Genomic DNA, 22,460 nt, shown 5'->3' on the forward strand with positions numbered 1-22,460 from the left:
GCGCACCCTCGTTCAACGCCACCCCTGCGGCCACGCCCCGGCCCTCACGACACTGCCGGTGCGCTCCAGGCCGCACCGCACTACCGGCGCCCCCGGCCCTCACCATGCTCCCCATGCGTCCCGCCCCTCACCGCACTACCGGTACATGCCGGACCTCACCGCACTTCCGCTGCGCGCCCAAGCGTGTGTCACACCGACCGCAGCAGCACCGCCGGCTGCTCCACACAGTCCGCGACGAACCGCAGGAATCCGCCCGCCGTGCCCCCGTCGCACACCCGGTGGTCGAAGGTGAGTGAGAGCTGGACGACCTGACGGACCGCCAGCTCGCCCTGGTGCACCCAGGGTTTGGGCACGATCCGGCCGACGCCGAGCATCGCGGCCTCGGGGTGGTTGATGATCGGCGTGGAGCCGTCGACCCCGAACACTCCGTAGTTGTTCAACGTGAACGTGGACCCGGTGAGTTCCCCCGGCGTCAGTGTCCCGGTCCGAGCCGCGTCCGACAGTCGGGCCAACTCCGCGCTCAGGGACTCCGTGTCGCGTGCGTGCGCGCCCTTCACGACGGGCACGACGAGCCCCCGGTCGGTCTGCGCGGCGAAGCCGAGGTGCACCTCGTCGAGCCGCACGATCTCACGGGCCTCCATGTCGACCGTGGAGTTGAGCTCCGGGTACCGGGCGAGCGCGGCCGTGCACACGCGGGCGAGGAGCGCGAGCAGGGAGACCTTCGGGCCGCCCGCCGCGTTCATCGCACGGCGCGCGGCCATCAGTTCCGTCGCGTCCGCGTCGACCCAGCACGTCGCGTCCGGTATCTCACGGCGGCTGCGCGCCAGCTTGTCGGCGACGGCGCCGCGAACGCCCCGCAGGGGAATCCGCGTACCGCCCCCGGAGGCCGCGGCCGACCGGGCACCGCCGACTGCCCCGCGCTCACCGCCGGCCGAGTGCGCACGCGCCCCCACGCCTTCGGTGACACCCGCCTCGGGGGTCCCGAAGGTGACCCCGATGCCCGACGCGGCGGCCCGTCCCGCCGCGGACGCCGACGCCGGGCCCGCGACCGGCGCGACCGCCGCCGCCGATGCCCGCATGGCGTACTCCACGTCGGCCCGCAGGATCAGCCCCTCCGGCCCGGATCCCACCAGCTCCCGCAGGTCCACGCCGTTCTCCCGGGCGAGCTTGCGGACGAGCGGGGAGATCACGGGGACCGGGCCGTCCTCACGCGCGGACGCCGCGCCGGGGCCGGACTCGGCCCTCGCCGCCGCCCCGGCCTCGACCGCGCCCGCCGTCCCCGCCGCCGCGGTCGCCGGTGAGCTCTCCGCACGGGAGGCGGCGCCAGAGCCCTCGCCCGCACCCCCGGAACCCGCGCCCGCTCCGGCGCTCGCGCCGGACGCCGGATCCGCACCGCTCGCCCCGGACTGCCCGGCACCCGGCGTGCCCCCGTGCGCGGGCCGCACCCGGCGCCGTCGCGCGGGCGCCGCCGCCGTGCCGTACCCGACGAGGACGTTCCCGGACGCCTCGTCGCCGCCCGCTTCAGGAGCGCCGTCGGCGGCCGCGCCCGACCGCGTACCGGAGTCGGCCGCACCGGCGTCCAGGTCCGCGACCGACGCGCCCACGGCGACCGTCAACAGCGGCGCGCCCACGGGCAGTTCCGTGCCTTCCTCGCCGAAGCGGGCCGTGACCACGCCCCCGTACGGACAGGGGACCTCGACCATCGCCTTGGCGGTCTCCACCTCCACGACCGGCTGGTCCACCTCGACGACGTCGCCGACCCGCACCAGCCAGCGGGTGATCTCCGCTTCCGTGAGGCCTTCGCCGAGGTCGGGCAGCTTGAACTCGAGGACCTGCGCCATCAGCTCTCCGCCTCCCACTGCAGCCGTGCCACCGCGTCCAGGATCCGGTCGACACCCGGCAGATGATGCCGCTCCAGCATGGGCGGCGGATAGGGGATGTCGAAACCGGCGACCCGGAGCACCGGCGCCTCCAGGTGGTGGAAGCAGCGCTCCGTGACGCGGGCGGCGATCTCCCCGCCGGGGCCGCCGAAGCCGCCCGACTCGTGCACGACGACCGCGCGCCCCGTGCGCCGCACGGACGCCGTCACCGTCTCGTCGTCGAACGGCACCAGGGAGCGCAGGTCGACGACTTCGAGGTCCCAGCCCTCGGCCCGCGCCGCCTCGGCGGCCTCCAGGCAGACGGGCACGGACGGGCCGTACGTGATCAGCGTGGCGCTGCGGCCCGCGCGCCGCACCACGGCCTTCCCGATGGGTTCAACGCTCGCGGGCGCGTCCGGGTTCCAGTCCGCCTTGGACCAGTAGAGCCGCTTCGGCTCCAGGAAGACGACCGGGTCGTCGGAGGCGATGGACGCGCGCAGCAGGCCGTAGGCGTCGGCGACCGTGGCGGGCGTGACGACGTGCAGCCCCGGCGTCGCCATGTAGTACGCCTCGGAGGAGTCGCTGTGGTGCTCGACGCCGCCGATCCCGCCGCCGTACGGCACCCGGATGGTGATCGGGAGCGACATGCCGCCCCGGGTGCGGTTGCGCATCCGTGCCACGTGCGAGATCAACTGCTCGAAGGCGGGGTACGCGAACGCGTCGAACTGCATCTCGACGACGGGCCGCAGCCCGTACATCGCCATGCCGACCGCCGTCCCGAGGATGCCCGCCTCGGCGAGCGGGGTGTCCGTGCAGCGGTCGTCGCCGAACTCCTTCGCGAGCCCGTCGGTGACCCGGAAGACCCCGCCGAGCGTGCCCACGTCCTCGCCGAGGACGTGCACGGACGGGTCGTCGGCCATCGCGTCGCGCAGCGCGCGCCCGAGGGCCTGGCCCATGGTGGCCGGTTTCACGGCGACAGTGGTCATCGTCCCGCTCCGTCCGGCTCGTTCTCAGCATCCAGCTCGGCTCGCAACTGGGCCGCCTGCTCCCGCAGTTGGCCGGTCTGCTCGGCGTACACGTGTGTGAACAGGTCCATGGGGTCGAGGGCCGGGTCCTCGTTCATCCGGGCCCTGAGGTCCGCGGCCATCGCCTCGGCGTCCTCGCGGACGGCGCGCCTGCGGTCGTCGTCGAGCAGGCCGCGTTCGGTGAGTTCGCGCTCCACGAGGAGGATCGGATCGTGGTCCTGCCAGGCCTCGACGTCCGCGTCCTTGCGGTAGCGGGTGGCGTCGTCGGCGTTGGTGTGCGCCTCCATCCGGTACGTGACGGCCTCGATGAGCGTGGGGCCGCCGCCCTCACGGGCGTGGCGCACCGCTTCGGAGAGGACCTCGTGCACCGCGACCGCGTCGTTGCCGTCGACCAGGCGGCCGGGCATGCCGTACCCGACGGCCTTGTGCGCCAGGGAGGGCGCGGCCGTCTGCTTGGCGAGCGGCACGGAGATCGCGAAGCCGTTGTTCTGTACGAGGAAGACCACGGGCGCCTGCCAGACCGCGGCGAAGTTCAGCGCCTCGTGGAAGTCGCCCTCGCTGGTGCCGCCGTCGCCGACCATGGCGAGCGCCACCACGTCGTCGCCCTTCAGGCGTGCCGCGTGGGCGAGGCCGACGGCGTGCGGGAGCTGGGTGGCCAAGGGGGTGCACAGGGGCGCTATGCGGTACTCCCGCGGGTCGTAACCGGTGTGCCAGTCGCCGCGCAGCAGCGTCAGCGCCGCCACGGGGTCGAGGCCGCGGGCGACCGCCGCGAGGGTGTCGCGATAGCTGGGAAACAGCCAATCCTGCTCGCGCAGGGCGAGCGCGGCGGCGATCTCGCACGCCTCCTGTCCGGTGCTCGACGGATAGACGGCGAGCCTGCCCTGCTTGGTCAGGGCCGTCGCCTGCGTGTTGTACCGCCTGCCGCGCACGAGTTCGCCATGGAGGCGGAGGAGCAGTTCCTGGTCGGCCTTGCGCGCGGCGTCCGTACCGAGGACGCGATACGGCTCGGCGTCCGGAAGCAGCGGCGCGGGGTCGGTCCTGAGCTGCCATGCGGGGGGCGGGGCGGGCCGGTAGGCGCCCCGCTGCTCCATGACCGTCATGACGGCACCTCCTGGTGGGAAGCGATCTCCTCGTGGGAGCGGCAACAGAGGCGCGACGATGTGATGCGCCTCACCTACCGATTGTTCGGTCGTCGGCACATTTTGGCTACAGGCACCTTCAGGCTGTGGACAAACGGTTCTCCACAGCCTGAGATGAACGCAGTACGTCCATGGTAGGGAGGCGGGGGGACATGGCACCTGAACGAATGGCCGACGGGAGCACCGCGGGGCGTCCGGAACCCCAGCCCCGCCCGCTCGACGCGATCGACCGCGACATCCTGCAGATCCTGCACACGGACGGTCGCGCTTCGATACGCTCCGTGGCCGAGCGGGTGCACGTCTCGCGGGCGAACGCCTACGCGCGCATCAACCGCCTCATCGAGGACGGCGTCATCCGCGGCTTCGGGGCCCGCATCAACCACGAACGGGCCGGTCAGGGCGCCTCCGCCTACATCACCCTGAAGATCGTCCAGAACACCTGGCGCACGGTGCGCGAGCAGCTGCGGACGCTACCGGGCGCCTCCCACATCGCGCTGGTCAGCGGGGACTTCGACGTACTGCTCCTGGTGCACACGCCGGACAACCGGGCGCTGCGCGAGCTGGTGCTCACGCGCCTGCAGGCCATGCCGGAGGTCCTCAGCACGCGCACGCTGCTGGTCTTCGAAGAGGACGACTTGGAGGCGGAGGGCTGACGCCGGGCGCCCGCGCGGTGCGGCCCCTGGTCGCCCTTGGCCCCGTCGCTCCCGTCAGCCGTCGGTGCGCAGGCCCGCGAAGGCCATCTGCACGACGGCGTCGGCGACTTCCTGGCCGCTCGCGGCGTTGTGGGCGTCCGGCCGGTACCACTCCACGATGGAGTTGATCATTCCGAAGAGCAGCCGGGTGGCGAGCCTCAGCTCGACGTCCGAGCGCAGGTCGCCGTCCGCGACGGCCTCCTTGAGGAGCCCGGCGACCTCGTGGTCGAACTCCCTGCGCCGCTCCAGGGCCCACCGCTCGGTGTCCGTGTTGCCGCGCACGCGCAGCAGCAGCGTCACGTAGGGCAGTTCGGCGACCAGGACCTCGACGGTGCGGCGCGTGACGTGCTCCAGGCGCTCGATGGCGCTGCCCTCGCGCGCGTGCTCCTCGGTGAGGATCCCGAAGAGCCCGTCGAGCGCCCGGCTCACCGCGCGGCGCAGCAGTTCCTCCTTGCCCGCCACGTGGTGGTAGATCGACGACTTGGAGATGCCGGCCGCCTTGGAGAGGTGCTCCATGGACGTGCCGTCGTAGCCGCGCTCGTTGAAGACCCGCACGGCGACCTCGAGAAGCGTCTCCGGGGTGTACGTGTCGCGCCGGGCCGTGGTCATGAGTGCTCCTCCCGCGCGGCCGCCTGGCGCAGCGCCTGTGAGGGGGCGTAGCGCCCCGTGGGGTACTCGCCGTGCATGTTGTCGAGGAAGTCCGCGACCCAGTACGTGCCGAGTGCGGTTCCCCAGGAGAGCGGTCCGCGCGGGTAGTTGACGCCCAGGCGCATGGCGGTGTCGACGTCGTCGGCGGCGGCCACACCCCGTGCCACGGCGTCGTGTGCGAAGTCCACGAGCAGGGCGACCGTACGGGCCACGATCAGCCCCGGGGCGGCGCCCACGACGCTGACCTCCTTGCCGAGCGCCTGGAAGAGCCCCACGGCCTCACCGAGGGCCCGCTCGCTCACGCGAGCGGCCGGGGCGAGGGCGATCCTGGTGGCCGAGGCGTAGTCGAGCGCCAGGTCGAAGTGGATGGTGGGCTCGGCGGCGGTGTCGGGGGACGAGCCGTCGGCCAGGCAGAGGCGGGCGCCGGCGGGCAGCTCGATCCAGCCGGGGAAGTCCGGGTACGTGGCGTCCTCGGACTCGACGCGGACCCCCGCGGCCTCGATGAGCGGGACCAGGGCGGCGGCCTGGAACAGCTCTCCGCACAGGGCGACGGACTCCGGCGCGGCGGCGGGCGCCGCGGTGTGCGGCGCGGTGTGCGGCGCGGTGTGCGGCGCGGTGTGCGGCGCGGCCTTCTCGGCACCGGCCCCGTACGCGAACCACCCCTGTCCCGACTTGCGTCCCAGGCGCCGTGACTCGACGAGGCGGCGCTGGGCGAGGGACGGGGTGAACTTGGGGTCCTGGAAGAACGACTCCCAGACCGAGCGGGTGACGGCTTCGTTGACGTCCTGGCCGATGAGGTCGGTGAGTTCGAAGGGGCCCATCTTGAAGCCGCCGCACTCCCGAAGGACCGCGTCGATGGTCGCGGGGTCGGCGGCCCGCTCCTCGTGGACGCGCAGTGCCTCCGCGTAGAAGGGCCTCGCGATGCGGTTCACGATGAATCCGGGGGTGTCGGCGCAGCGCACCGGCGTCTTGCCCCAGGCCTTGGCGGTGTCGTACGCGCGCGTGGCCGCCGCTTCGTCCGTGGCGTGGCCGCTGACGACCTCGACCAGGGGCAGCAGCGGGGCGGGGTTGAAGAAGTGCAGGCCGACGAAGCGTCCGGGGTGCTTCAGGGCGCCCGCGACGGCGGTCACGGACAGGGACGAGGTGTTCGTCGCGAGGAGGCAGTCCTCGGCGACGACCTCTTCCAGGTCCTGGAACAGCCGCTGCTTGACGTCCAGTTGCTCCAGGACGGCCTCGACGACGAGGTCGCAGCCCGCGAGGTCGGTGAGGTCGTCGACGGCGCTCAGGCGGCCGGTCGCGGCGTCGCGGGCGGCGGCGTCGACGCGGCCCTTCTCCACGAGCCGGTCGAGGCGGGCGGTGATCGCGGCGGCCGCCTTCTTCGCGAGGCCGGGCGCGGCGTCGTACAGCCGCACGGGATGGCCCGCCACCAGCGCGACCTGGGCGATGCCCTGGCCCATGGTGCCGGTGCCGACCACGGCGACGGGGGCGCTGAGATCGAGTGCTGTCATGCTCGCGATCCTCCCGCACGGGGGCGTTGGCCGGGAAACAGGGGTCTTGGCCAGGGTTTCGGGCCGGCCGGAGGGAGGTTTTCCACAGGTTCGACAGACCCCCTTGTACCGACCGATCGTTCGGTTACTCTAGCTCTGTCCAGCTGTTCCTGCCCACTGCCCCTGCCCAGCTCGCCAGCTCGAAGGAGAGCTGACTCGACGAGGAGTTGGTCCCTCATGGCCGCCGAACTCACCGCGCACCAGCTGATCGCCAAGCACCGGCCCACCCTCGACCAGGCGCTGGAGACGATCCGCACGCGCGCGTACTGGTCGCCGCACCCCGAACACCCCAAGGCCTACGGGGAGAACGGAAGCCTGAGCCTGCCCGAGGGCAAGGCGGCCTTCGAGGCACTCCTGAACAGCCGCTTCGACCTCGACCAGCCGGGCACCGACGACTGGACCGGCGCGGAGACCTCGCCGTTCGGCCCCGAGTTGGGCATCACGTATCCGCATCCGGACGTGGACGCCCTGCTGCCGGCCATGCGTGCCGGGATGCGCGCCTGGCGCGACGCGGGCGCCGAGACCCGCGCCATGGTCTGTCTGGAGATCCTGTCGCGCATCAGCGCCCGCACGCACGAGTTCGCGCACGCGGTCATGCACACCAGCGGCCAGGCCTTCATGATGGCGTTCCAGGCCGGCGGCCCGCACGCCCAGGACCGCGGCCTGGAAGCGGTGGCGTACGCCTTCGCGGAGCAGTCCCGCACCCCCGACAGCGCGGAGTGGACCAAGCCCCAGGGCAAGCGCGACCCGCTCGCCCTGACCAAGCGCTTCACGCCCGTCGGGCGCGGCGTCGCCCTCCTGATCGGCTGCAACACCTTCCCGACGTGGAACGGCTATCCCGGCCTGTTCGCCTCCCTGGCCACGGGCAACCCCGTCCTCGTAAAGCCGCACCCCCGCGCGGTGCTGCCCCTGGCCTTGACGGTGCGCGTCGCCCGCGAGGTCCTGACCGAGGCGGGCTTCGACCCGAACCTGGTCGCGCTCGCCGCCGAGCGGCCCGGAGAGGGCATCGCCAAGACCCTCGCCACCCGCCCCGAGATCAAGATCATCGACTACACGGGCTCGACGTCCTTCGGCGACTGGCTGGAGGCCAACGCCCGCCAGGCGCAGGTCTACACGGAGAAGGCGGGCGTCAACACGGTCGTCGTCGAGTCGACCGACAACTACAAGGGCATGCTGTCGAACCTGGCCTTCTCCCTCTCGCTGTACAGCGGCCAGATGTGCACGACTCCGCAGAACCTCCTCATCCCCCGCGAGGGCATCGCGACGGACGCGGGCGCGAAGTCCTACGACGAGGTTGTCTCGGACCTCGCGAGCGCGGTGGACGGCCTCCTCGGCGACGAGGCCCGGGCCAACGGCATCCTCGGCGCCCTGGTCAACCCGGACGTGAGGGCCCGCCTGGACGCGGCCCCCGGAATCGGTGAAGTCGCCCTCGCCTCACGGCAGATCAGCAACCCTGAGTTCCCCGACGCCGTGGTGCGCACACCGGTGATCGTCAAGCTCGACGGCGCCAAGCCGGACGCCGAGGCGGCGTACCTCAGCGAGTGCTTCGGCCCGGTCTCCTTCGCCGTGGCCGTCGACTCGGCGGCGGACGCGGTGGAGCTGCTGCGGCGCACGGTGCGCGAGAAGGGCGCGATGACGGTCGGGGCGTACACCACGTCCGCGGAGGTGTCATCGGCCGTCGAGGAGACCTGCCTGGAGGAGAGCGCCCAACTGTCGCTGAACCTCACGGGCGGCGTCTATGTGAACCAGACAGCGGCGTTCTCGGACTTCCACGGCTCCGGCGGCAACCCGGCGGCGAACGCCGCGCTGTGCGACAGCGCGTTCGTGGCCAACCGCTTCCGCGTGGTGGAGATCCGCAAGGAAGCGTGAGCCGGAGGCGCCACGGCCCCCGGGGGAGCAGGCTCAGGCCCGGTCCTTCGGGGGCGTGCCCGACGACCAGTGGAAGAGCGCCATCGCGACGCTCGTGGCGAGGTTGTAGCTCGACACCTGCGGCCGCATCGGCAGCGACACCAAGTGGTCGGTCCGGGCGCGCAGTTCGGCCGACAGGCCGCTGCGCTCGGACCCGAAGGCCAGTACGGCGTCATCCGGGATCTCGACGCCCCGGATGTCCTCGCCCTCCGCGTCGAGGGCGAACAGGGGCCCCTTGGGCAGTTCCCCGACGTCCACGCGCTCCACAGCCGTCGCGAAGTGCAGGCCCGCGCCGCCGCGCACGACGGTGGGGTGCCAGGGGTCGAGGGTGCCGGTCGTCACGACTCCCGTCGCGCCGAAGCCCGCCGCGAGCCGGATCACCGCCCCGGCGTTGCCGAGGTTGCGCGGGTCGTCGAGGACGACGACGGGCGCGGCCCTGGGGATGTGCTCCAGCGCCCGCAGGTTGGCGGCGCGTTCCGGACGTAGCGCCAAGGCGGCCACGGCTGTGGGGTGCAGCCGGGGCACGAGGGCGCGCAGCGTCGCGTCGTCGGTCTCGGCGAGCAGCGCGTCGAGCGCGTCCGACACATCCGGCGCCAGGTCCTGCGCGAGGGCGAGGACGGCTGCCTTGTCGCTGGTCAGGGCGACGGGGATGCGGGCCCCGAAGCGAAGCGCGTGCTTCAGGGCATGGAAGCCGTCGAGGAGTACGCAAGTGTCGGCGAGGCCGCGCCAGACACGCACCGGGTCAGTCGGCTGCCCGCCCGGATCGGCCGGCTGCCCGCGCCGCGGACTGCTGCCGCCCGCGCCGTCCGTACGACCACCGTTCATCGCCCCTGCCGCCCGCTACCGCCGCTCACGCTCACGCACCGAAGCCTACGCGCGCGTGCTCGGTGGCATCCCGGGTGTGCTCCGGCCCGGCCGGTTTCGGCGACGCCTCCGCGCGGGAGGGCCGCGGCACCCGTGAGAGCAGCCCCTTGCGCGCGCGGGTCACCCAGCCACCGAGGCGCCGCAGGAACGACGTCGGCAGGAACACCGCGTCGGCCGCGATCATCGCGAGCGAGAAGAACGGCAGCCCCAGGACGACGGCGATGACGGCGTGCTCGAAGATCATCACCGCGAGCAGCACGTTCTTGACGCGCCGGTTGAACAGCGTGAACGGGAAGGCGACCTGCACGGCGACCGTCCCGTACGTCACCAGCATCACCAGGACGCCGTGCGAGGTCAGCAGGTCGGCGAGCGCGGGCCAGGGCGAGAAGTAGTCGAGCTGGAGCGGGTAGTAGACGGCCGTCCCGTCCTGCCAGCGGCTGCCTTGGATCTTGTACCAGCCGGCCGTGGCGTAGATCAGGCACGCCTCGACCATGATCACCAACAGGGCGGCGTTGTGGGCGAGGTTGGCGACGACATCGAGCAGCACCCGCGCCTCGCCGTCCGGCGCGCGCCGTCCGGCGACCCACCACAGCCCGTGCGCGGCCCACAGCCCCCAGAACAGCAGCAGCCAGAACCAGCCGAGCTCCCCCATGAACGTCACGACGGACAGAGCGAGACCGAGCACCCACCACAGGGCGGGACCGACCCGGTCGCCCCCTCCCAGACGGCCTCCGCCGACCTCACGGCGGTCGTCGTCCCCAAGGCTGTCGTCGTCCCCGTAGTCGCGCCGTGCGGTACGCGCGCGTGCCGCGCGGCGCGCGTCCAGGGACCAGACCTGGCCGCACCGCGTGAACACGAGGTAGATCGCCATGAGGTGGATGACGTTGTCGCCGCCGTCCCCCATGAAGATGCTGCGGTTCTGCAGCGAAAGCACGCCGATCATGAACAGCACGGACATGGTGCGGGTGCGCCAGCCGACGAGCAGCAGGGCGCTCGCGGCGATCGCCACGAAGTAGACGATCTCGAACCACGCCCGGCCGTCGGACCACATCAGCGCCGTGAAGGCGTCGTTCGAGGAGATGAGCTGCTGGGCCATGTCCCAGCTCCAGGGGCCGTCGGGCCCGTACAGCTCACGCCGGTGCGGCAGCTCACGCAGCAGGAACAGCAGCCAGGTGGCGGCGAAGCCGATACGGACCACCGCGGTCTGGTAGGGGCCGAGGGCCTGGGCCGTGACACGCTGGACGCCCCGGGCGAGCGGGTCGAACCGGGTCACCGGACGCTCCCCTTCCGTTCCACGGCCACGTCCCCGCCTTGTTCCGCCACGCCCTGTTCCGCCACGCGCTCTTCCGCCCGGTCCTGTTCCACGGCCACGTCCCTGTGCGCACGGTCCTCACCGGCCAGCGGCAGGTCGCCGGGCGTGACCGACCACCAAGGAAGGACGCGCAGCACGGGCTTGGTGCTGATCTTCTCGTCGCTCCACTCCGGCGGCCGTACGGCCGTGGTCCGGGACCGCACCTGCACCTGGTCGAACGCCTCCCCGCGGGCGAGCGGCTCGTTCCGGTCCAGGCGCAGCAGCACGATGCGGCGGACGTACTGCTCCGACAGGTCGCCGCGCAGGCCGGTGGGACGATTCTGCGCGTCGTGCGTGGAGACGAAGAAGTCCCAGCCCCGGCGCAGTTCGTTCTGCTGCGTGTGGCTCGGCAGCAGGTTGTGGTCGATGGCGGCGCCGTCCTGGGCGGACAGGTCGAACCACCGCGTGGTCCGGCCGGCCCCGTCCGGGGTCCGGATCTGCGCGCGGGCCTGCACCGATACGTTCTGCTGCAGCGGGTTCGGCGCGAACAGCTTCCAGTTCTGCTCGAACTCCGGGTAGATCCAGTCGTCGACGGTCCGCCCGTGCTCCTTACTGACGGTGTTCGACGGCGCGACGTGCAGGAACACCATCCCGACGTGGACGCAGACGGTGGCGACGACCGCGGCGAGGACGAGGACGGCGACGACCTGCGAGCGGCGGCGGAGGGCGGCGATGCCGGTCCGGGCTGGCTGGTCTTCCGACGGCCCGGTCTCGGCGCCTGGTCCTGGCGCATCGGTGCCGGATCCAGGTGAATCGGCGCCGGATCCAGGTGGAGCGCCATCGGAGCCCGGGGGAGCGGCGTCGGAGTCCCCGGGCGCGGCATCGGACCCGGCGGATTCGCCGCCCACATCCTTGTCGTACCCGTCCATCTCGCCCCGTTCCTCGACCCCGTGACCGAACCCTGCCGCCGGAACGGTACTCAGGCCCGCCCGCCAGGCCCAGCGCCCCGGAGGTTATCCACAGGGTTGACACCTTATGGCGAGGCGCCGCACCATTGAATTACAACGAACCGAACGATCGGTCGGTCGGCGGGTTCGATGGAGTGCCGGACTGCCGGAACGCCATGCCGGAATGCTCAGCGTGAGGCACGCCGACGTGACGAAGACATGGTGAAGACGACGGCATGACGAGAGTTGCCGAGACACTGCCAGAGGTCGAGGGGGACCGAGATGGCGACAGCGCACCAGCCGCTCACCACGGCACCGCACAAGGCCGCGGACACAGCCGTGGACGGCATCGTGGACACCGCGGTGCTCGAGTCGGCCTTCGACGCGGCCGTCGCGGCGGACGAGCGCATCGAGCCGCGTGACTGGATGCCGGACGCCTATCGCGCCACGCTCGTGCGCCAGATAGCGCAGCACGCCCACTCCGAGATCATCGGCATGCAGCCCGAGGCCAACTGGATCACGCGCGCGCCGTCCCTGCGCCGCAAGGCGATCCTGATGGCCAAGGTCCAGGACGAGGCGGGCCACGGCCTGTATCTGTACAGCGCGGCGGAGACCCTCGGCGCGAGCCGCGACGACCTGCTCGACAAGCTCCACTCAGGCCGCCAGAAGTACTCCTCGATCTTCAACTACCCGACCCTGACCTGGGCCGACGTAGGCGCCATCGGATGGCTCGTGGACGGCGCGGCGATCACCAACCAGGTCCCGCTGTGCCGCTGTTCGTACGGCCCCTACGCCCGCGCGATGGTCCGCGTCTGCAAGGAGGAGTCTTTCCACCAGCGCCAGGGGTACGAGCTGCTGCTCGCTCTCAGCCGCGGCACCGAGGCGCAGCACGCGATGGCCCAGGACGCCGTGGACCGCTGGTGGTGGCCGTCGTTGATGATGTTCGGCCCGCCGGACGCGGAGTCGTCGCACTCCGAGCAGTCCATGACGTGGAAGATCAAGCGCCACTCGAACGACGAGCTGCGCCAGCGCTTCGTGGACATCTGCGTCCCCCAGGCCGAGTCGCTCGGCCTGACGCTCCCCGACCCGGACCTGAAGTGGAACGAGGAGCGGGGGCAGCACGACTTCGGCGCGATCGACTGGAGCGAGTTCTGGTCGGTCCTCAAGGGCAACGGCCCGTGCAACGACCAGCGCATCACACAGCGCAGACGAGCCCACGAAGAGGGCGCCTGGGTGCGCGAGGCAGCGGCCGCGTACGCCGCCAAGCGGAGCGAGCGCAAGGAGGCGACCGCATGACCGGCTCGACCGAATGGCCGCTGTGGGAAGTGTTCGTGCGCTCGCGCCGCGGCCTGTCCCACACGCACGCGGGCAGCCTGCACGCCCCGGACGCCGAGATGGCCCTGCGCAACGCCCGGGATCTGTACACCCGCAGGAACGAAGGCGTCTCCATCTGGGTCGTGCCGTCCGCGGAGATCACCGCCTCCTCGCCGGACGAGAAGGACTCCTTCTTCGAGCCCTCCGCCGACAAGCCCTACCGCCACCCGACGTTCTACGACATCCCGGAAGGAGTGAAGCACCTGTGACCCCCACGCCCGCGACCCCCACGCCCGCGACCCCCGCGCCGTCGTCCGCCGCGCCCCCGCCCGGCGCCTCCCCGGCCGCGGACGCCCCCGCCGTCCGCACCGCGGCCCTCGCCCTGGGCGACGACGCGCTGGTGCTCTCGCACCGCCTGGGTGAGTGGGCGGGCCACGCCCCCGTCCTGGAAGAAGAGGTGGCCCTGGCGAACATCGCCCTGGACCTGCTCGGCCAGGCCCGCGTGCTGCTCTCCCTGGTGGGCGACGAGGACGAGCTGGCGTATCTGCGCGAGGAGCGCTCCTTCCGCAACCTCCAGCTCGTCGAGCAGCCGAACGGCGACTTCGCCCACACCATCGCCCGCCAGCTGTACTTCTCCGTGTACCAGAACCTCATGTACGGCCAACTGGCGGCGGCCGACAGCCCGTTGGCGCCGCTCGCCGCGAAGGCCGTCAAGGAGGTGGCCTACCACCAGGACCACGCAGAGCAGTGGACGCTCCGGCTCGGCGACGGCACGTCCGAGAGCCACGAGCGGATGCAGCGCGGCGTGGACGCGCTCTGGCGCTTCACCGGCGAGATGTTCGCGCCCCTGGCCGGTCTCGACCTCGACCGGGAAGCGCTGCGGGAGCAGTGGACGGCCAGGGTCACCGAAGTGCTCCAGAAGGCCACGCTCACCGTGCCCGAGGACCCGCAGAGCGGGGCGTGGACGGCCGGCGCCGGACGCGAGGGACTGCACACCGAGTCGTTCGGCCGGATGCTCGCCGAGATGCAGCACCTGCACCGCAGCCACCCGGGGGCGTCATGGTGACCAGAACCCCGACGGCGCCCACCGCGACCGCCTCCCCCGCGGCCCCCGCCGCCGCACCCCCGGCGCCCACCGCACCCGCCGCCCCCACAACGGCTCCCGCGCCCACCGCCCTGGAGGCCCGGCTCCACGCCCTCGCGGGCTCCGTGCCCGACCCCGAGCTGCCCGTCCTCACCCTGGCCGAGCTGGGCGTGCTCCGCTCCGTCCGGGTCAGCGGCACCGGCCATGTGGACGTCGAGCTGACCCCGACGTACACGGGCTGCCCCGCCATCGAGGCCATGAGCGCGGACATAGAGCAGGTGCTGCGCGAGGACGGCCGGGACGACGTCACGGTGCGCACGGTGCTCTCCCCCGCCTGGTCGACGGACGACATCAGCGCCGAAGGCCGCCGCAAGCTCGCGGAGTTCGGCATCGCGCCGCCGCGCCCGCACGCCGCCGAGGGACCGGTCCCGCTCTCCCTCACGGTCCGCTGCCCGCACTGCGGCTCGACGGACACCGAACTGCTCAGCCGCTTCTCCTCCACCGCCTGCAAGGCGCTGCGTCGCTGCGTCACCTGCCGGGAGCCCTTCGACCACTTCAAGGAGCTGTGATGGCGCGCTTCCACCCGCTCCGCGTGGCGGCCGTCGAGGAGCTCACCGACGACTCCGTGACGCTGACGTTCGAAGTGCCCCCGCACCTCCGGGAGGAGTACCGGTACGCCCCCGGCCAGCACCTCGCCCTGCGCCGAGTCGTCGACGGCACGGAGATCCGGCGTACGTACTCGATCTGCTCCCCGGCCCCGCACCCCCAAGCCCTCGGTGAGCCGAGGCTGTTGCGGGTGGGCGTGCGTGTGGTGGAGGGCGGCGCCTTCTCGACGTACGCGCGCAAGGAGGTCGCCGTCGGGGACGAGCTGGACGTGATGACCCCGGCGGGCCGCTTCACGCTGGACCCGGCTCCGGGGCGGTATGCCGCGGTGGTCGGCGGCAGTGGGATCACGCCGGTGCTCTCCATCGTCACGACGCTCCTGGAGCGCGAGCCGGACGCCGAGTTCTGTCTGATACGCAGCGACCGCACGGCTGCGTCCACGATGTTCCTCGACGAGGTCGCCGACCTCAAGGACCGCTGGCCGGACCGCTTCCAGCTGGTGACGGTGCTCTCCCGCGAGGAGCAGCAGGCAGGGCTGAACTCGGGCCGCCTGGACGAGGAACGGCTTGCGCGGCTGCTGCCCGCGCTCCTGCCGGTCGAGGAGGTCGACGGCTGGTTCCTGTGCGGTCCGTACGGCCTGGTGCAGGGCGCGGAGCGGACCCTGCGGGTGCTGGGGGTGGCGCGGCGGCGCATCCACGAGGAGATATTCCACGTGGACGACGGCCTCACGGCGGCTCCGGCGGTGCCCGCCCCGGCGGACAGCACGGTCACGGTCACCCTCGACGGCCGCTCCGGCACCTGGCCGGTGCAGGCGGGGGAGTCCCTGCTCGACACGGTGCTGCGCAACCGCGCGGACGCGCCGTTCGCCTGCAAGGGCGGAGTGTGCGGCACCTGCCGGGCGTTCAAGGTGTCCGGCGAGGTCCGCATGGACCGGAACTTCGCACTGGAGCCGGAGGAGACCGAGGCCGGCTATGTGCTGGCGTGCCAGTCGCATCCGACCACGGACAAGGTGGAGTTGGACTTCGACCGCTGAGCGGCCCACCGGCGAGCGGCCCACCGGCGAGCGGCCCACCGGTGAGCACCCTCGCCGTTGAACGCCCTCGCCGTTGAACGCCCCACCGCGCGGGGCCGACGCCGGGACACCACTCACCGGACCACTCGCCACGGCTGTTCCCTTCCCATAGAACGTGTTCTATCTTGACGACCCGTCAGAACAGCGGCGGAGCCGACGAGACCGAACCCGGCCGGTGCGGAGGGACGAGCAGTGGACTTCACCTTCACCGAGGAACAGCAGGCGGCGCTCGAGGCGGCCAAGGCGGTCTTCGCCGGGGTCGCCCCGGACGGAGTGCCGAGCCCCGCCCTCACCCCCGGGGCCGTCGCCGAGGACTTCGACCGCGCGCTGTGGGCCAAGCTCGCCGAGGCCGACCTGCTGAGCCTGCTGACGGCACCCGAGTACGGCGGCTCGGGCCTGGACCCCATCGCCCTCTGCCTGGTGCTGCGCGAGTCGGCGAAGGTGCTGGCACGCGTGCCGCTGCTGGAGAGCTGTGCGGCCGCGTACGCCGTACAGACCTATGGCGGCGAGGAGTTGAAGGGTGCCGTCCTGGAGTCGGCCGCGCGCGGCGGCACCGTTCTGACCGTCGCCGCGAACGGCCGCACCGGTCACGACGGCGCCGAACTCGCCGTCAGCGCACGCCCCGACGGCGACGACTGGGTCCTGGACGGCCTCCAGACCGCCGTCCCCTGGGCCTACGACGCCGACATCACCGTCGTGCCCGCCACCACCCCCGACGGCCGCGCCGTCCTCGCCCTCGTCCCGCGCGGGCATTGCGGGCTCGCCCTCGCCGAGCAGTTCTCCACCAGCGGGGAGCGGCTCGGCGAACTGCGCCTGGACGCGGTTCGGGTCGGCGCCCGGGACGTGATCACCGCGGACGGGGCCTGGGACTTCCTCCGGGACCTGCTCGCGACCGGCACCTGCGCGCTCGCGCTCGGACTCGGTACGGGCGTGCTCGGCATGACGAGTGAATACACCGGCAAGCGCGAGCAGTTCGGGTTCCCGGTCGCCACCTTCCAGGCGGTCGCCGTGCAGGCCGCCGACCGTTACATCGACCTGCGCGCGATGGAGGTCACCCTCTGGCAGGCCGCCTGGCGCCTCAGCTCACCGGACCGTGCGGGCGCGGGCAGCGGCGGGCCGCTCCCGGCCTCCGGCGATGTGGCGGTGGCCAAGATCTGGGCGTCGGACGGCGTACGCCGGGTGGTGCAGACCGCGCAGCACCTGCACGGCGGCTTCGGCGCCGACACCGACTACCCCCTGCACCGCTACCACGCCTGGGCCAAGCACCTGGAGCTCGCGCTCGGCCCGGCCGCGGCGCACGAGGACGCCCTGGGCGACCTGCTGGCGGCGCACTCCCTGAGCTGAGCGGACGGGCCCTCGACCGGGGCGTCGGTCACACCACGCCCGAGCCGGACCGGATCGCCGTCACAGCAGCACACGCAGGACCGGATCGCCGTCACACCACGCCCACGGCGGACAGGCCCTAGATCACGGCGCCGGGCTGGCCCTTGTCGTCGACGACGGCCTTGCCCGAGGCCTCCCAGACCTGCATGCCGCCGTCGACGTTCACCGCGTCGATGCCCTGCTGCGCGAGGTACATGGTCACCTGGGCGGAACGGCCGCCGGACCGGCAGATGACGTTCACCTTGCCGTCCTGCGGCACCGCCTCCGTCAACTCCCCGAAGCGGGCCACGAAGTCACTCATCGGGATGTGCAGCGCGTCCGGCGCGTGACCTGCCTGCCATTCGTCGTCCTCACGGACGTCAAGGAGGAAGTCTCCGTCCGAGAGATCACTGACCGTGACCGTGGGCACACCAGATCCGAATTCCATGGGTCCGACGCTACCCGACCGCCACCACCCCGACGCCGCCCACCCATGGGGCGCAGCCCACCCCACAGCTCCGCACCGCCGACCCGCTCAGGCGGTCAGCCGCTCCAGCTCCGCCTCGCGCTCCGCGACCTGGGCGAGCAGTTGCTCGGCGATCTCCTCCAGGAGCCGGTCCGGGTCGTCGGGCGCCAGCTTCAGCATCGACCCGATCGCGCTCTCCTCCAGCTCCCGGGCCACGACCGAGAGCAGTTCCTTGCGCCGGGCGAGCCATTCGAGCCGAGCGTACAGCTCCTCGCTCGGCGTGGGCCGCAGCTCCTCGGGCATCGGGCCCGCGGCCCACTCGGCGAGCAGCTCCCGCAGCAGCGCCTCGTCGCCACGGCCGTACGCGGCGTTCACGCGGGTGATGAACTCGTCACGGCGTCCGCGCTCCTTCTCGTCCTGCGCGAGGTCGGGGTGGGCCTTGCGGACCAGTTCCCGGTAGAGCTTGCGGACCTCGTCGCTCGGCCGCACCCGCTGCGGCGGCCGCACCGGCTGCTCGGTGAGCATCGCGGCGGCCTCGGGGAACAGCCCGTCGCCGTCCATCCAGCCGTGGAACAGTTCCTCGACCGCCGGCATCGGAAGCACCCGCGCCCGCGCCTCGTCCGCCTTGCGCCGGTCCTCCGGGTCACCGGACCGCGCCGCCACGGCCTCCGCGATCAGGGCGTCCAGCTCGTCCAGGCGCGAGTACATCGGGCCGAGCTTCTGGTGATGCAGCCGGGAGAAGTTCTCCACCTCGACCCGGAACGTCTCCACGGCGATCTCGTACTCGATCAGCGCCTGCTCGGCGGCGCGCACCGCCTTCTCAAGCCGCTCCTCGGGCCGCGCGCCCTCGCCCGCCGGGGCGCTCCCCTCGATGCGGGCTGCGCCCTCGGGACCGTCCGCCTCAGTGCGGGCTGCGCCCTCGGGACCGCCCGCTTCGGGCCGCCCGCCCATCACGGACAGTGGCTCCTCGGGCGTCTCACGGCTCGTCGGCTCGGCTTCCGGGGTCGTCACCTGTCCAGCCTAGGCCACGGCTCCCTCCGACTCGGCCCGCAGCCGCCCTTCCCGCACCGCGGCGACGAGCAGGGCGTGGTCGGCCTCCGTGCGGTCCGCGTACGCCACCGCGAAGGCGGATATCGCCCCGTCCAGCTCGTCGTTCTTGCCGCAGTACCCGGAGATGAGGCGGGAGTCGACGCTGTGTGCGTGGGCGCGGGCGAGCAGGGCTCCGGTCATGCGGCCGTAGTCGTCGAGCTGGTCGGGGGCGAGGGCGGCCGGGTCGACGCTGCCCTTTCGGTTCCTGAACTGCCGTACCTGGAAAGGCCGTCCCGATATCGTCGTCCAGCCGAGCAGGAAGTCGCTCACCACCTGCATGCTCTTCTGGCCGAGGACCACCCGCCTGCCCTCGTGCCCGCTCGCGGGCTCCTTGAAGCCCGCCGTCGACAGGTGCGGCAGGAGCGCGGAGGGACAGGCCTCCTTGACCTGGAGGACCAGCGGCTCCCCGCGGTGGTCGAGGAGCAGCACCACATAGGAACGCAGTCCGACGCTGCCGGTGCCTACGACGCGGAAGGCGACGTCCTGGATCGAATACCGCGTGAGGAGGGGCAGACGGTCCTCCGGGAGGGTGGTTCGGTACTCACCGAGGGCGGTGGCGACCGCCGCGGCCTCCTCGTCCGGAACCCGCCGGAGCACCGGGGGCGCGTCCACGAAGCGGCGGGGCGCGGCGTGGCCGACGGGGGCCTCGGCGCCCGGCACCGGCTCGGTCGACTTGGCGGCGAAGCGGGCGCTCGTGTTCCGCCGGGCCTTCTCAGAGACGCGGTCGAGGGTGCCGAGCAGGTCCCGGGCGTCCGTGTGGGAGACCAGTTCCTCGTCGGCTATCGCGTTCCAGGCATCGAGGACGGGGAGCTTGGCGAGCAGGCGCATGGTGCGGCGGTACGCACCGACGGCGTCGTAGGCCGCTTCCCTGCACACGTCCTCCTTGGCACCCGCCTCGCGCCCCGCGAGGACCAGGGAGGTGGCGAGGCGCTTGAGGTCCCACTCCCAGGGGCCGTGAACCGTCTCGTCGAAGTCGTTCAGGTCGATGATGAGGGCGCCGCGCGCGTCCCCATAGAGCCCGAAGTTGGCCGCGTGGGCGTCGCCGCAGATCTGGGCGCCGATGCCGGTGAGCGAGGTGCGTGCGAGGTCGTGGGCCATGAGTCCGGCGGCGCCGCGCAGGAAGGAGAAGGGCGACGCGGCCATTCTGCCCACGCGCAGCGGTGTGAGCTCGGGGAGCCGCCCCCGGTTGGTCTCCTCGATGACGGAGACGGGATCAGGGCGGTCATCCGCCACCGTGAACCGCGCGTGTGCGGAGCGTGGGGTGCGGGCGCGGAGAGCCTTGCCCTCCTGCTTGGGGCCCTCCCACCGGAGGCCCTCCCTCTGGGGGCCCTCCCTCTGGGGGCCCTCCCTCTGGGGGCCCTCCCGCTGGGGCTGGGCATGCCCGGACCTCCCGTCCGCCGGCCAGTGCGCGAAGCCCTCCACGCGCGGCAGGCGAACAGTCCCCCTCCGCTCGCGGGGCCCCGGCAGGCCCGCCCCGGGCGCCTCGGCCCCCTCGGCCGCCTCGCCCCCCACGTCCCCTGCCCGGCTTCCGCTCCCACCCGAAGTGTGAGTGTTCTCAGTCACGCCCATCGCCCCCCGTCAACGGCTTTCAACTGCATCGACTGCGTCGACGGTACCTCCGCCCGCGAATCCCCGTCACAGCCTGTGGACAACTCCCCGCGAGACGAGCACACCGCCCCGGCACGGCCACCCCGCGCCGTTCGCGGGGCGCCTCGTGCGCGCAGTCACCTCGTACGCGAAGCCCACGCAGTCACCCCGTACGCGAAGCACGCGCAGTCACCACAGCCCGTCGGCCAGCGTCTTCCAGGGGTCCTTGACGGCGAGCCTGTTCACATGGCCCAGCCACGTCGTCGTCCCGGCCTCGGCCACAGCCACCCCTCGGGACGGGGCGCCGTCGCGGAGGGCGACCGATGAGAGGTGGTAGGAGCGGACGTCGAGTTCTCCGGGGACGCCCTCGAACGGTACGAAGCGGTCCAGCGGTGCCTTCTTCCGGCCGTCTTCCTGCCCTGTGGTCCCCGACCCCACCGTCCGGCGGCCCAGGATTCCTCCGTGCATGAGCTCGACGGATCCGCCGGACACCGGCGGGAGCACCCCCGGAGCGTCGGGGAAGGCGACCTCGACCCGCCCGCCCGCGGTCGTGTACGCGCCGTACGCCTTCTCCGTATGCGGCTGCGACTGCCCCAAGGCGATCAGCGCGGCGCCGAGAGCGGCGAGGGTGACCAGGCCGCGCAAGGGGTTGCGGGCGCCCGACGCGCGGTACATCCGGGCGAGCCGGTACAGCACGTAGCCGACCGTGCCCGCCAGCAGGGACAGCCAGCTCAGGGCACCCCACGCCCCGTACGCCATCAGTGAGCCGTGGGCGATGACCAGGAGGTTGAAGACAAGCACCCACGGATACAGCAGGCAGAAGGCGCCGAAGACGGCCCAGCCGTCGGGGAGCGTGCGCTCGGGGCGTGGGCCGCCGAAGACCGTCCAGTTCACGACCGCGCGGCAGTCGGCCATGCTCTTGTCCCGCAGGTTGGGGATGTTCACCCAGGCCATGAGGGCGATATAGCCGTCGAGCCGGATGAACGGCAGCAGGTTGAGGATGCCCGTGAACGCGGTCATCAGCGCGCACAGGCCCAGCAGTTCGGCGAGTTCGCCGTCGCACAGGGCCGAGCCCGCGGCGAGCAGTCCGGCGGCGGCGAGCTGGCAGATCACTCCGGCCAGGGCGACAAGGACCCGCTGGTGGCGGGTCCGCAGCCGCCACAGATCGGTCACGTCGCAGAACATGGCGGGGGCGCAGTAGAAGAGCATGGCCCCGATACGGTGGGGCCGGCCGCCGAAGCGGGCCAGGACGGCCCCGTGCGCGAGTTCGTGAACGGCGTTGACGGCGATGACGACGGCGGCGGCGATCAGCCAGTGCTGCCAGGGCATCGGATGCCAGGCGGCCTTGGCGATCTCGGCCGCGCCGAGGCTCACGGCGACGAGTCCGGCCAGGACCGCGAGCAGACAGCCCGCCGCCACCACACGGTTGGCCATCAGACGGGGCAGCAGGCGCCCCGGCGCCAGGAAGGCCGGCCGGTCGAGGACGGTGAACTGCAGGGAGGCGGGCGGCTGGAAGCGGAACCGGCTCTCTTTGACGGGCGGGGTGTCCGTTCCCACGAGCAGACCGAGCTCGGTGAACTTCCGCAGGGCTGCTTCTACTTGTTCCTGGGCGACACCCGGTCCGAGGTCATGCCTGACCTGCTGGAGGTCCCGGGTGCCGTCCAGACCGCGCAGCAGGGCGGCGGCCCCGCCGCCCAGGCGGGTGAAGCGGCGGTACCGCTCGTCCGCGATGGTCCAGGAGCGCTCGCCCTCCTCCGGCGGGAGGAACTCGATGTCCGGCCGCAGCTCGGGCCATGTGGGCACACCGCCCTCCGGTGCGCCGTCCTTCGGTACGCCGTCCTTCGGTACACCGCCCTCCGGTACGCCGCCTTCCCGTACACCAGCCGCCCCGGCGGACGTACCGACCGCCCCGGCCCCGGCGGACGTACCGACCGCCACGTCGCCAGATGTGCTGACCCTCATC

Annotated in this window: 21 protein-coding genes; 9 read left to right on the plus strand and 12 right to left on the minus strand. The window is 72.5% G+C overall.

Annotated elements, in window-relative coordinates; genetic code table 11:
• Window positions 1-188: 188 nt before the first annotated feature.
• Genes QUY26_RS18975 through pdhA form a run of 3 tightly spaced genes read right to left on the minus strand, consistent with a single transcriptional unit; the run spans window position 189 to window position 3,984 of the window.
• The gene (locus QUY26_RS18975) at window positions 189-1,841 is read right to left on the minus strand and encodes a dihydrolipoamide acetyltransferase family protein (protein WP_289948261.1); all 1,653 of its coding nucleotides are present in this window, start codon (window positions 1,839-1,841) and stop codon (window positions 189-191) included.
• On the minus strand, window positions 1,841-2,845 hold the full coding sequence (locus tag QUY26_RS18980) for an alpha-ketoacid dehydrogenase subunit beta (protein ID WP_289948263.1): 1,005 nt from the start codon (window positions 2,843-2,845) through the stop codon (window positions 1,841-1,843). The genes QUY26_RS18975 and QUY26_RS18980 overlap by 1 nt, the downstream gene beginning before the upstream one ends.
• Entirely contained in the window at window positions 2,842-3,984 is a 1,143-nt protein-coding gene (gene pdhA / locus QUY26_RS18985; RefSeq protein ID WP_289948265.1) for a pyruvate dehydrogenase (acetyl-transferring) E1 component subunit alpha, read from the minus strand. The genes QUY26_RS18980 and pdhA overlap by 4 nt, the downstream gene beginning before the upstream one ends.
• A gap of 191 nt (window positions 3,985-4,175) precedes the next feature.
• On the opposite strand from pdhA, the gene QUY26_RS18990 reads away from it, so the two are divergent.
• Window positions 4,176-4,676 (plus strand): Lrp/AsnC family transcriptional regulator, encoded by a 501-nt coding sequence (locus tag QUY26_RS18990; RefSeq protein WP_289948267.1) that lies wholly within the window; start codon window positions 4,176-4,178, stop codon window positions 4,674-4,676.
• 54 nt (window positions 4,677-4,730) lie between these two features.
• On the opposite strand, the gene QUY26_RS18995 is transcribed toward QUY26_RS18990, so the two are convergent.
• The gene (locus tag QUY26_RS18995) at window positions 4,731-5,324 is read right to left on the minus strand and encodes a TetR/AcrR family transcriptional regulator (protein WP_289948269.1); all 594 of its coding nucleotides are present in this window, start codon (window positions 5,322-5,324) and stop codon (window positions 4,731-4,733) included.
• Entirely contained in the window at window positions 5,321-6,871 is a 1,551-nt protein-coding gene (locus QUY26_RS19000) for a 3-hydroxyacyl-CoA dehydrogenase (protein WP_289948270.1), read from the minus strand. The genes QUY26_RS18995 and QUY26_RS19000 overlap by 4 nt, the downstream gene beginning before the upstream one ends.
• Before the next feature lie 216 nt (window positions 6,872-7,087).
• Between QUY26_RS19000 and paaN the strand changes: the two genes are divergently transcribed.
• A complete protein-coding gene (gene paaN, locus QUY26_RS19005) occupies window positions 7,088-8,779 on the plus strand; it encodes a phenylacetic acid degradation protein PaaN (RefSeq protein ID WP_289948273.1) in 1,692 nt (563 codons plus the stop codon).
• A gap of 33 nt (window positions 8,780-8,812) precedes the next feature.
• Here paaN and QUY26_RS19010 read toward each other — a convergent pair whose 3' ends face one another.
• The 3 genes from QUY26_RS19010 to QUY26_RS19020 are packed head-to-tail and all read right to left on the minus strand — an operon-like array spanning window position 8,813 to window position 11,623.
• Window positions 8,813-9,643 carry a TrmH family RNA methyltransferase gene (locus tag QUY26_RS19010; protein ID WP_436840359.1) on the minus strand — a complete coding sequence of 277 codons (831 nt, stop codon included), beginning with the start codon at window positions 9,641-9,643 and terminating at the stop codon, window positions 8,813-8,815.
• A 31-nt stretch (window positions 9,644-9,674) separates the two neighbouring features.
• Window positions 9,675-10,955, minus strand: coding sequence for an HTTM domain-containing protein (locus QUY26_RS19015; protein ID WP_289948278.1), 1,281 nt, complete (start codon window positions 10,953-10,955; stop codon window positions 9,675-9,677).
• On the minus strand, window positions 10,952-11,623 hold the full coding sequence (locus QUY26_RS19020; RefSeq protein ID WP_436840360.1) for a DUF5819 family protein: 672 nt from the start codon (window positions 11,621-11,623) through the stop codon (window positions 10,952-10,954). Before QUY26_RS19020 ends, QUY26_RS19015 begins: the two co-directional genes overlap by 4 nt.
• 6 nt (window positions 11,624-11,629) lie before the next feature.
• Here QUY26_RS19020 and QUY26_RS41185 point away from each other — a divergent pair, with 6 nt between their 5' ends.
• The 7 genes from QUY26_RS41185 to QUY26_RS19050 all read left to right on the plus strand — a co-directional run bounded on the left by QUY26_RS41185 (window position 11,630) and on the right by QUY26_RS19050 (window position 17,337).
• Window positions 11,630-11,785: a hypothetical protein gene (locus QUY26_RS41185; RefSeq protein WP_436840361.1), complete on the plus strand. Its 156-nt coding sequence runs from the start codon at window positions 11,630-11,632 to the stop codon at window positions 11,783-11,785.
• A 417-nt stretch (window positions 11,786-12,202) separates the two neighbouring features.
• Window positions 12,203-13,216: a 1,2-phenylacetyl-CoA epoxidase subunit PaaA gene (paaA, locus tag QUY26_RS19025; RefSeq protein ID WP_289948283.1), complete on the plus strand. Its 1,014-nt coding sequence runs from the start codon at window positions 12,203-12,205 to the stop codon at window positions 13,214-13,216.
• The gene (gene paaB / locus QUY26_RS19030; RefSeq protein WP_030360620.1) at window positions 13,213-13,503 is read left to right on the plus strand and encodes a 1,2-phenylacetyl-CoA epoxidase subunit PaaB; all 291 of its coding nucleotides are present in this window, start codon (window positions 13,213-13,215) and stop codon (window positions 13,501-13,503) included. Before paaA ends, paaB begins: the two co-directional genes overlap by 4 nt.
• Window positions 13,504-13,616: 113 nt before the next feature.
• Window positions 13,617-14,300, plus strand: coding sequence for a 1,2-phenylacetyl-CoA epoxidase subunit PaaC (gene paaC / locus QUY26_RS19035; RefSeq protein WP_289955828.1), 684 nt, complete (start codon window positions 13,617-13,619; stop codon window positions 14,298-14,300).
• Window positions 14,294-14,887, plus strand: coding sequence for a 1,2-phenylacetyl-CoA epoxidase subunit PaaD (paaD, locus tag QUY26_RS19040; protein ID WP_289948286.1), 594 nt, complete (start codon window positions 14,294-14,296; stop codon window positions 14,885-14,887). The genes paaC and paaD overlap by 7 nt, the downstream gene beginning before the upstream one ends.
• The gene (gene paaE / locus QUY26_RS19045; RefSeq protein WP_289948287.1) at window positions 14,887-15,954 is read left to right on the plus strand and encodes a 1,2-phenylacetyl-CoA epoxidase subunit PaaE; all 1,068 of its coding nucleotides are present in this window, start codon (window positions 14,887-14,889) and stop codon (window positions 15,952-15,954) included. Before paaD ends, paaE begins: the two co-directional genes overlap by 1 nt.
• A 231-nt stretch (window positions 15,955-16,185) precedes the next feature.
• Window positions 16,186-17,337 carry an acyl-CoA dehydrogenase family protein gene (locus QUY26_RS19050; RefSeq protein WP_289948290.1) on the plus strand — a complete coding sequence of 384 codons (1,152 nt, stop codon included), beginning with the start codon at window positions 16,186-16,188 and terminating at the stop codon, window positions 17,335-17,337.
• Window positions 17,338-17,455: 118 nt separating this feature from the next.
• On the opposite strand, the gene QUY26_RS19055 is transcribed toward QUY26_RS19050, so the two are convergent.
• From QUY26_RS19055 to mpaP, 4 genes are all read right to left on the minus strand, one after another.
• Window positions 17,456-17,785, minus strand: coding sequence for a rhodanese-like domain-containing protein (locus tag QUY26_RS19055; RefSeq protein WP_289955830.1), 330 nt, complete (start codon window positions 17,783-17,785; stop codon window positions 17,456-17,458).
• A gap of 105 nt (window positions 17,786-17,890) precedes the next feature.
• A complete protein-coding gene (locus QUY26_RS19060) occupies window positions 17,891-18,832 on the minus strand; it encodes a J domain-containing protein (protein ID WP_289948292.1) in 942 nt (313 codons plus the stop codon).
• A gap of 9 nt (window positions 18,833-18,841) precedes the next feature.
• Window positions 18,842-20,479 (minus strand): DUF2252 domain-containing protein, encoded by a 1,638-nt coding sequence (locus tag QUY26_RS19065; protein ID WP_436840362.1) that lies wholly within the window; start codon window positions 20,477-20,479, stop codon window positions 18,842-18,844.
• Between the two features lie 207 nt (window positions 20,480-20,686).
• Window positions 20,687-22,459: a daptide biosynthesis intramembrane metalloprotease gene (gene mpaP, locus QUY26_RS19070; RefSeq protein ID WP_289948294.1), complete on the minus strand. Its 1,773-nt coding sequence runs from the start codon at window positions 22,457-22,459 to the stop codon at window positions 20,687-20,689.
• Between the last annotated feature and the right edge of the window lies 1 nt (window position 22,460).

It is taken from the genome of Streptomyces flavofungini (assembly GCF_030388665.1).
GTDB lineage: Bacteria > Actinomycetota > Actinomycetes > Streptomycetales > Streptomycetaceae > Streptomyces > Streptomyces flavofungini_A.

Coding starts and splice junctions, on each gene's coding strand:
- QUY26_RS18975 (WP_289948261.1), bottom strand. CDS start 1,841: ATGGCGCAGGTCCTCGAGTTCAAGCTGCCCGACCTCGGCGAAGGCCTC.
- QUY26_RS18980 (WP_289948263.1), bottom strand. CDS start 2,845: ATGACCACTGTCGCCGTGAAACCGGCCACCATGGGCCAGGCCCTCGGG.
- pdhA (WP_289948265.1), bottom strand. CDS start 3,984: ATGACGGTCATGGAGCAGCGGGGCGCCTACCGGCCCGCCCCGCCCCCC.
- QUY26_RS18990 (WP_289948267.1), top strand. CDS start 4,176: ATGGCACCTGAACGAATGGCCGACGGGAGCACCGCGGGGCGTCCGGAA.
- QUY26_RS18995 (WP_289948269.1), bottom strand. CDS start 5,324: ATGACCACGGCCCGGCGCGACACGTACACCCCGGAGACGCTTCTCGAG.
- QUY26_RS19000 (WP_289948270.1), bottom strand. CDS start 6,871: ATGACAGCACTCGATCTCAGCGCCCCCGTCGCCGTGGTCGGCACCGGC.
- paaN (WP_289948273.1), top strand. CDS start 7,088: ATGGCCGCCGAACTCACCGCGCACCAGCTGATCGCCAAGCACCGGCCC.
- QUY26_RS19010 (WP_436840359.1), bottom strand. CDS start 9,643: ATGAACGGTGGTCGTACGGACGGCGCGGGCGGCAGCAGTCCGCGGCGC.
- QUY26_RS19020 (WP_436840360.1), bottom strand. CDS start 11,623: ATGGTGTTCCTGCACGTCGCGCCGTCGAACACCGTCAGTAAGGAGCAC.
- paaA (WP_289948283.1), top strand. CDS start 12,203: ATGGCGACAGCGCACCAGCCGCTCACCACGGCACCGCACAAGGCCGCG.
- paaB (WP_030360620.1), top strand. CDS start 13,213: ATGACCGGCTCGACCGAATGGCCGCTGTGGGAAGTGTTCGTGCGCTCG.
- paaD (WP_289948286.1), top strand. CDS start 14,294: ATGGTGACCAGAACCCCGACGGCGCCCACCGCGACCGCCTCCCCCGCG.
- paaE (WP_289948287.1), top strand. CDS start 14,887: ATGGCGCGCTTCCACCCGCTCCGCGTGGCGGCCGTCGAGGAGCTCACC.
- QUY26_RS19065 (WP_436840362.1), bottom strand. CDS start 20,479: ATGGGCGTGACTGAGAACACTCACACTTCGGGTGGGAGCGGAAGCCGG.
- mpaP (WP_289948294.1), bottom strand. CDS start 22,459: ATGAGGGTCAGCACATCTGGCGACGTGGCGGTCGGTACGTCCGCCGGG.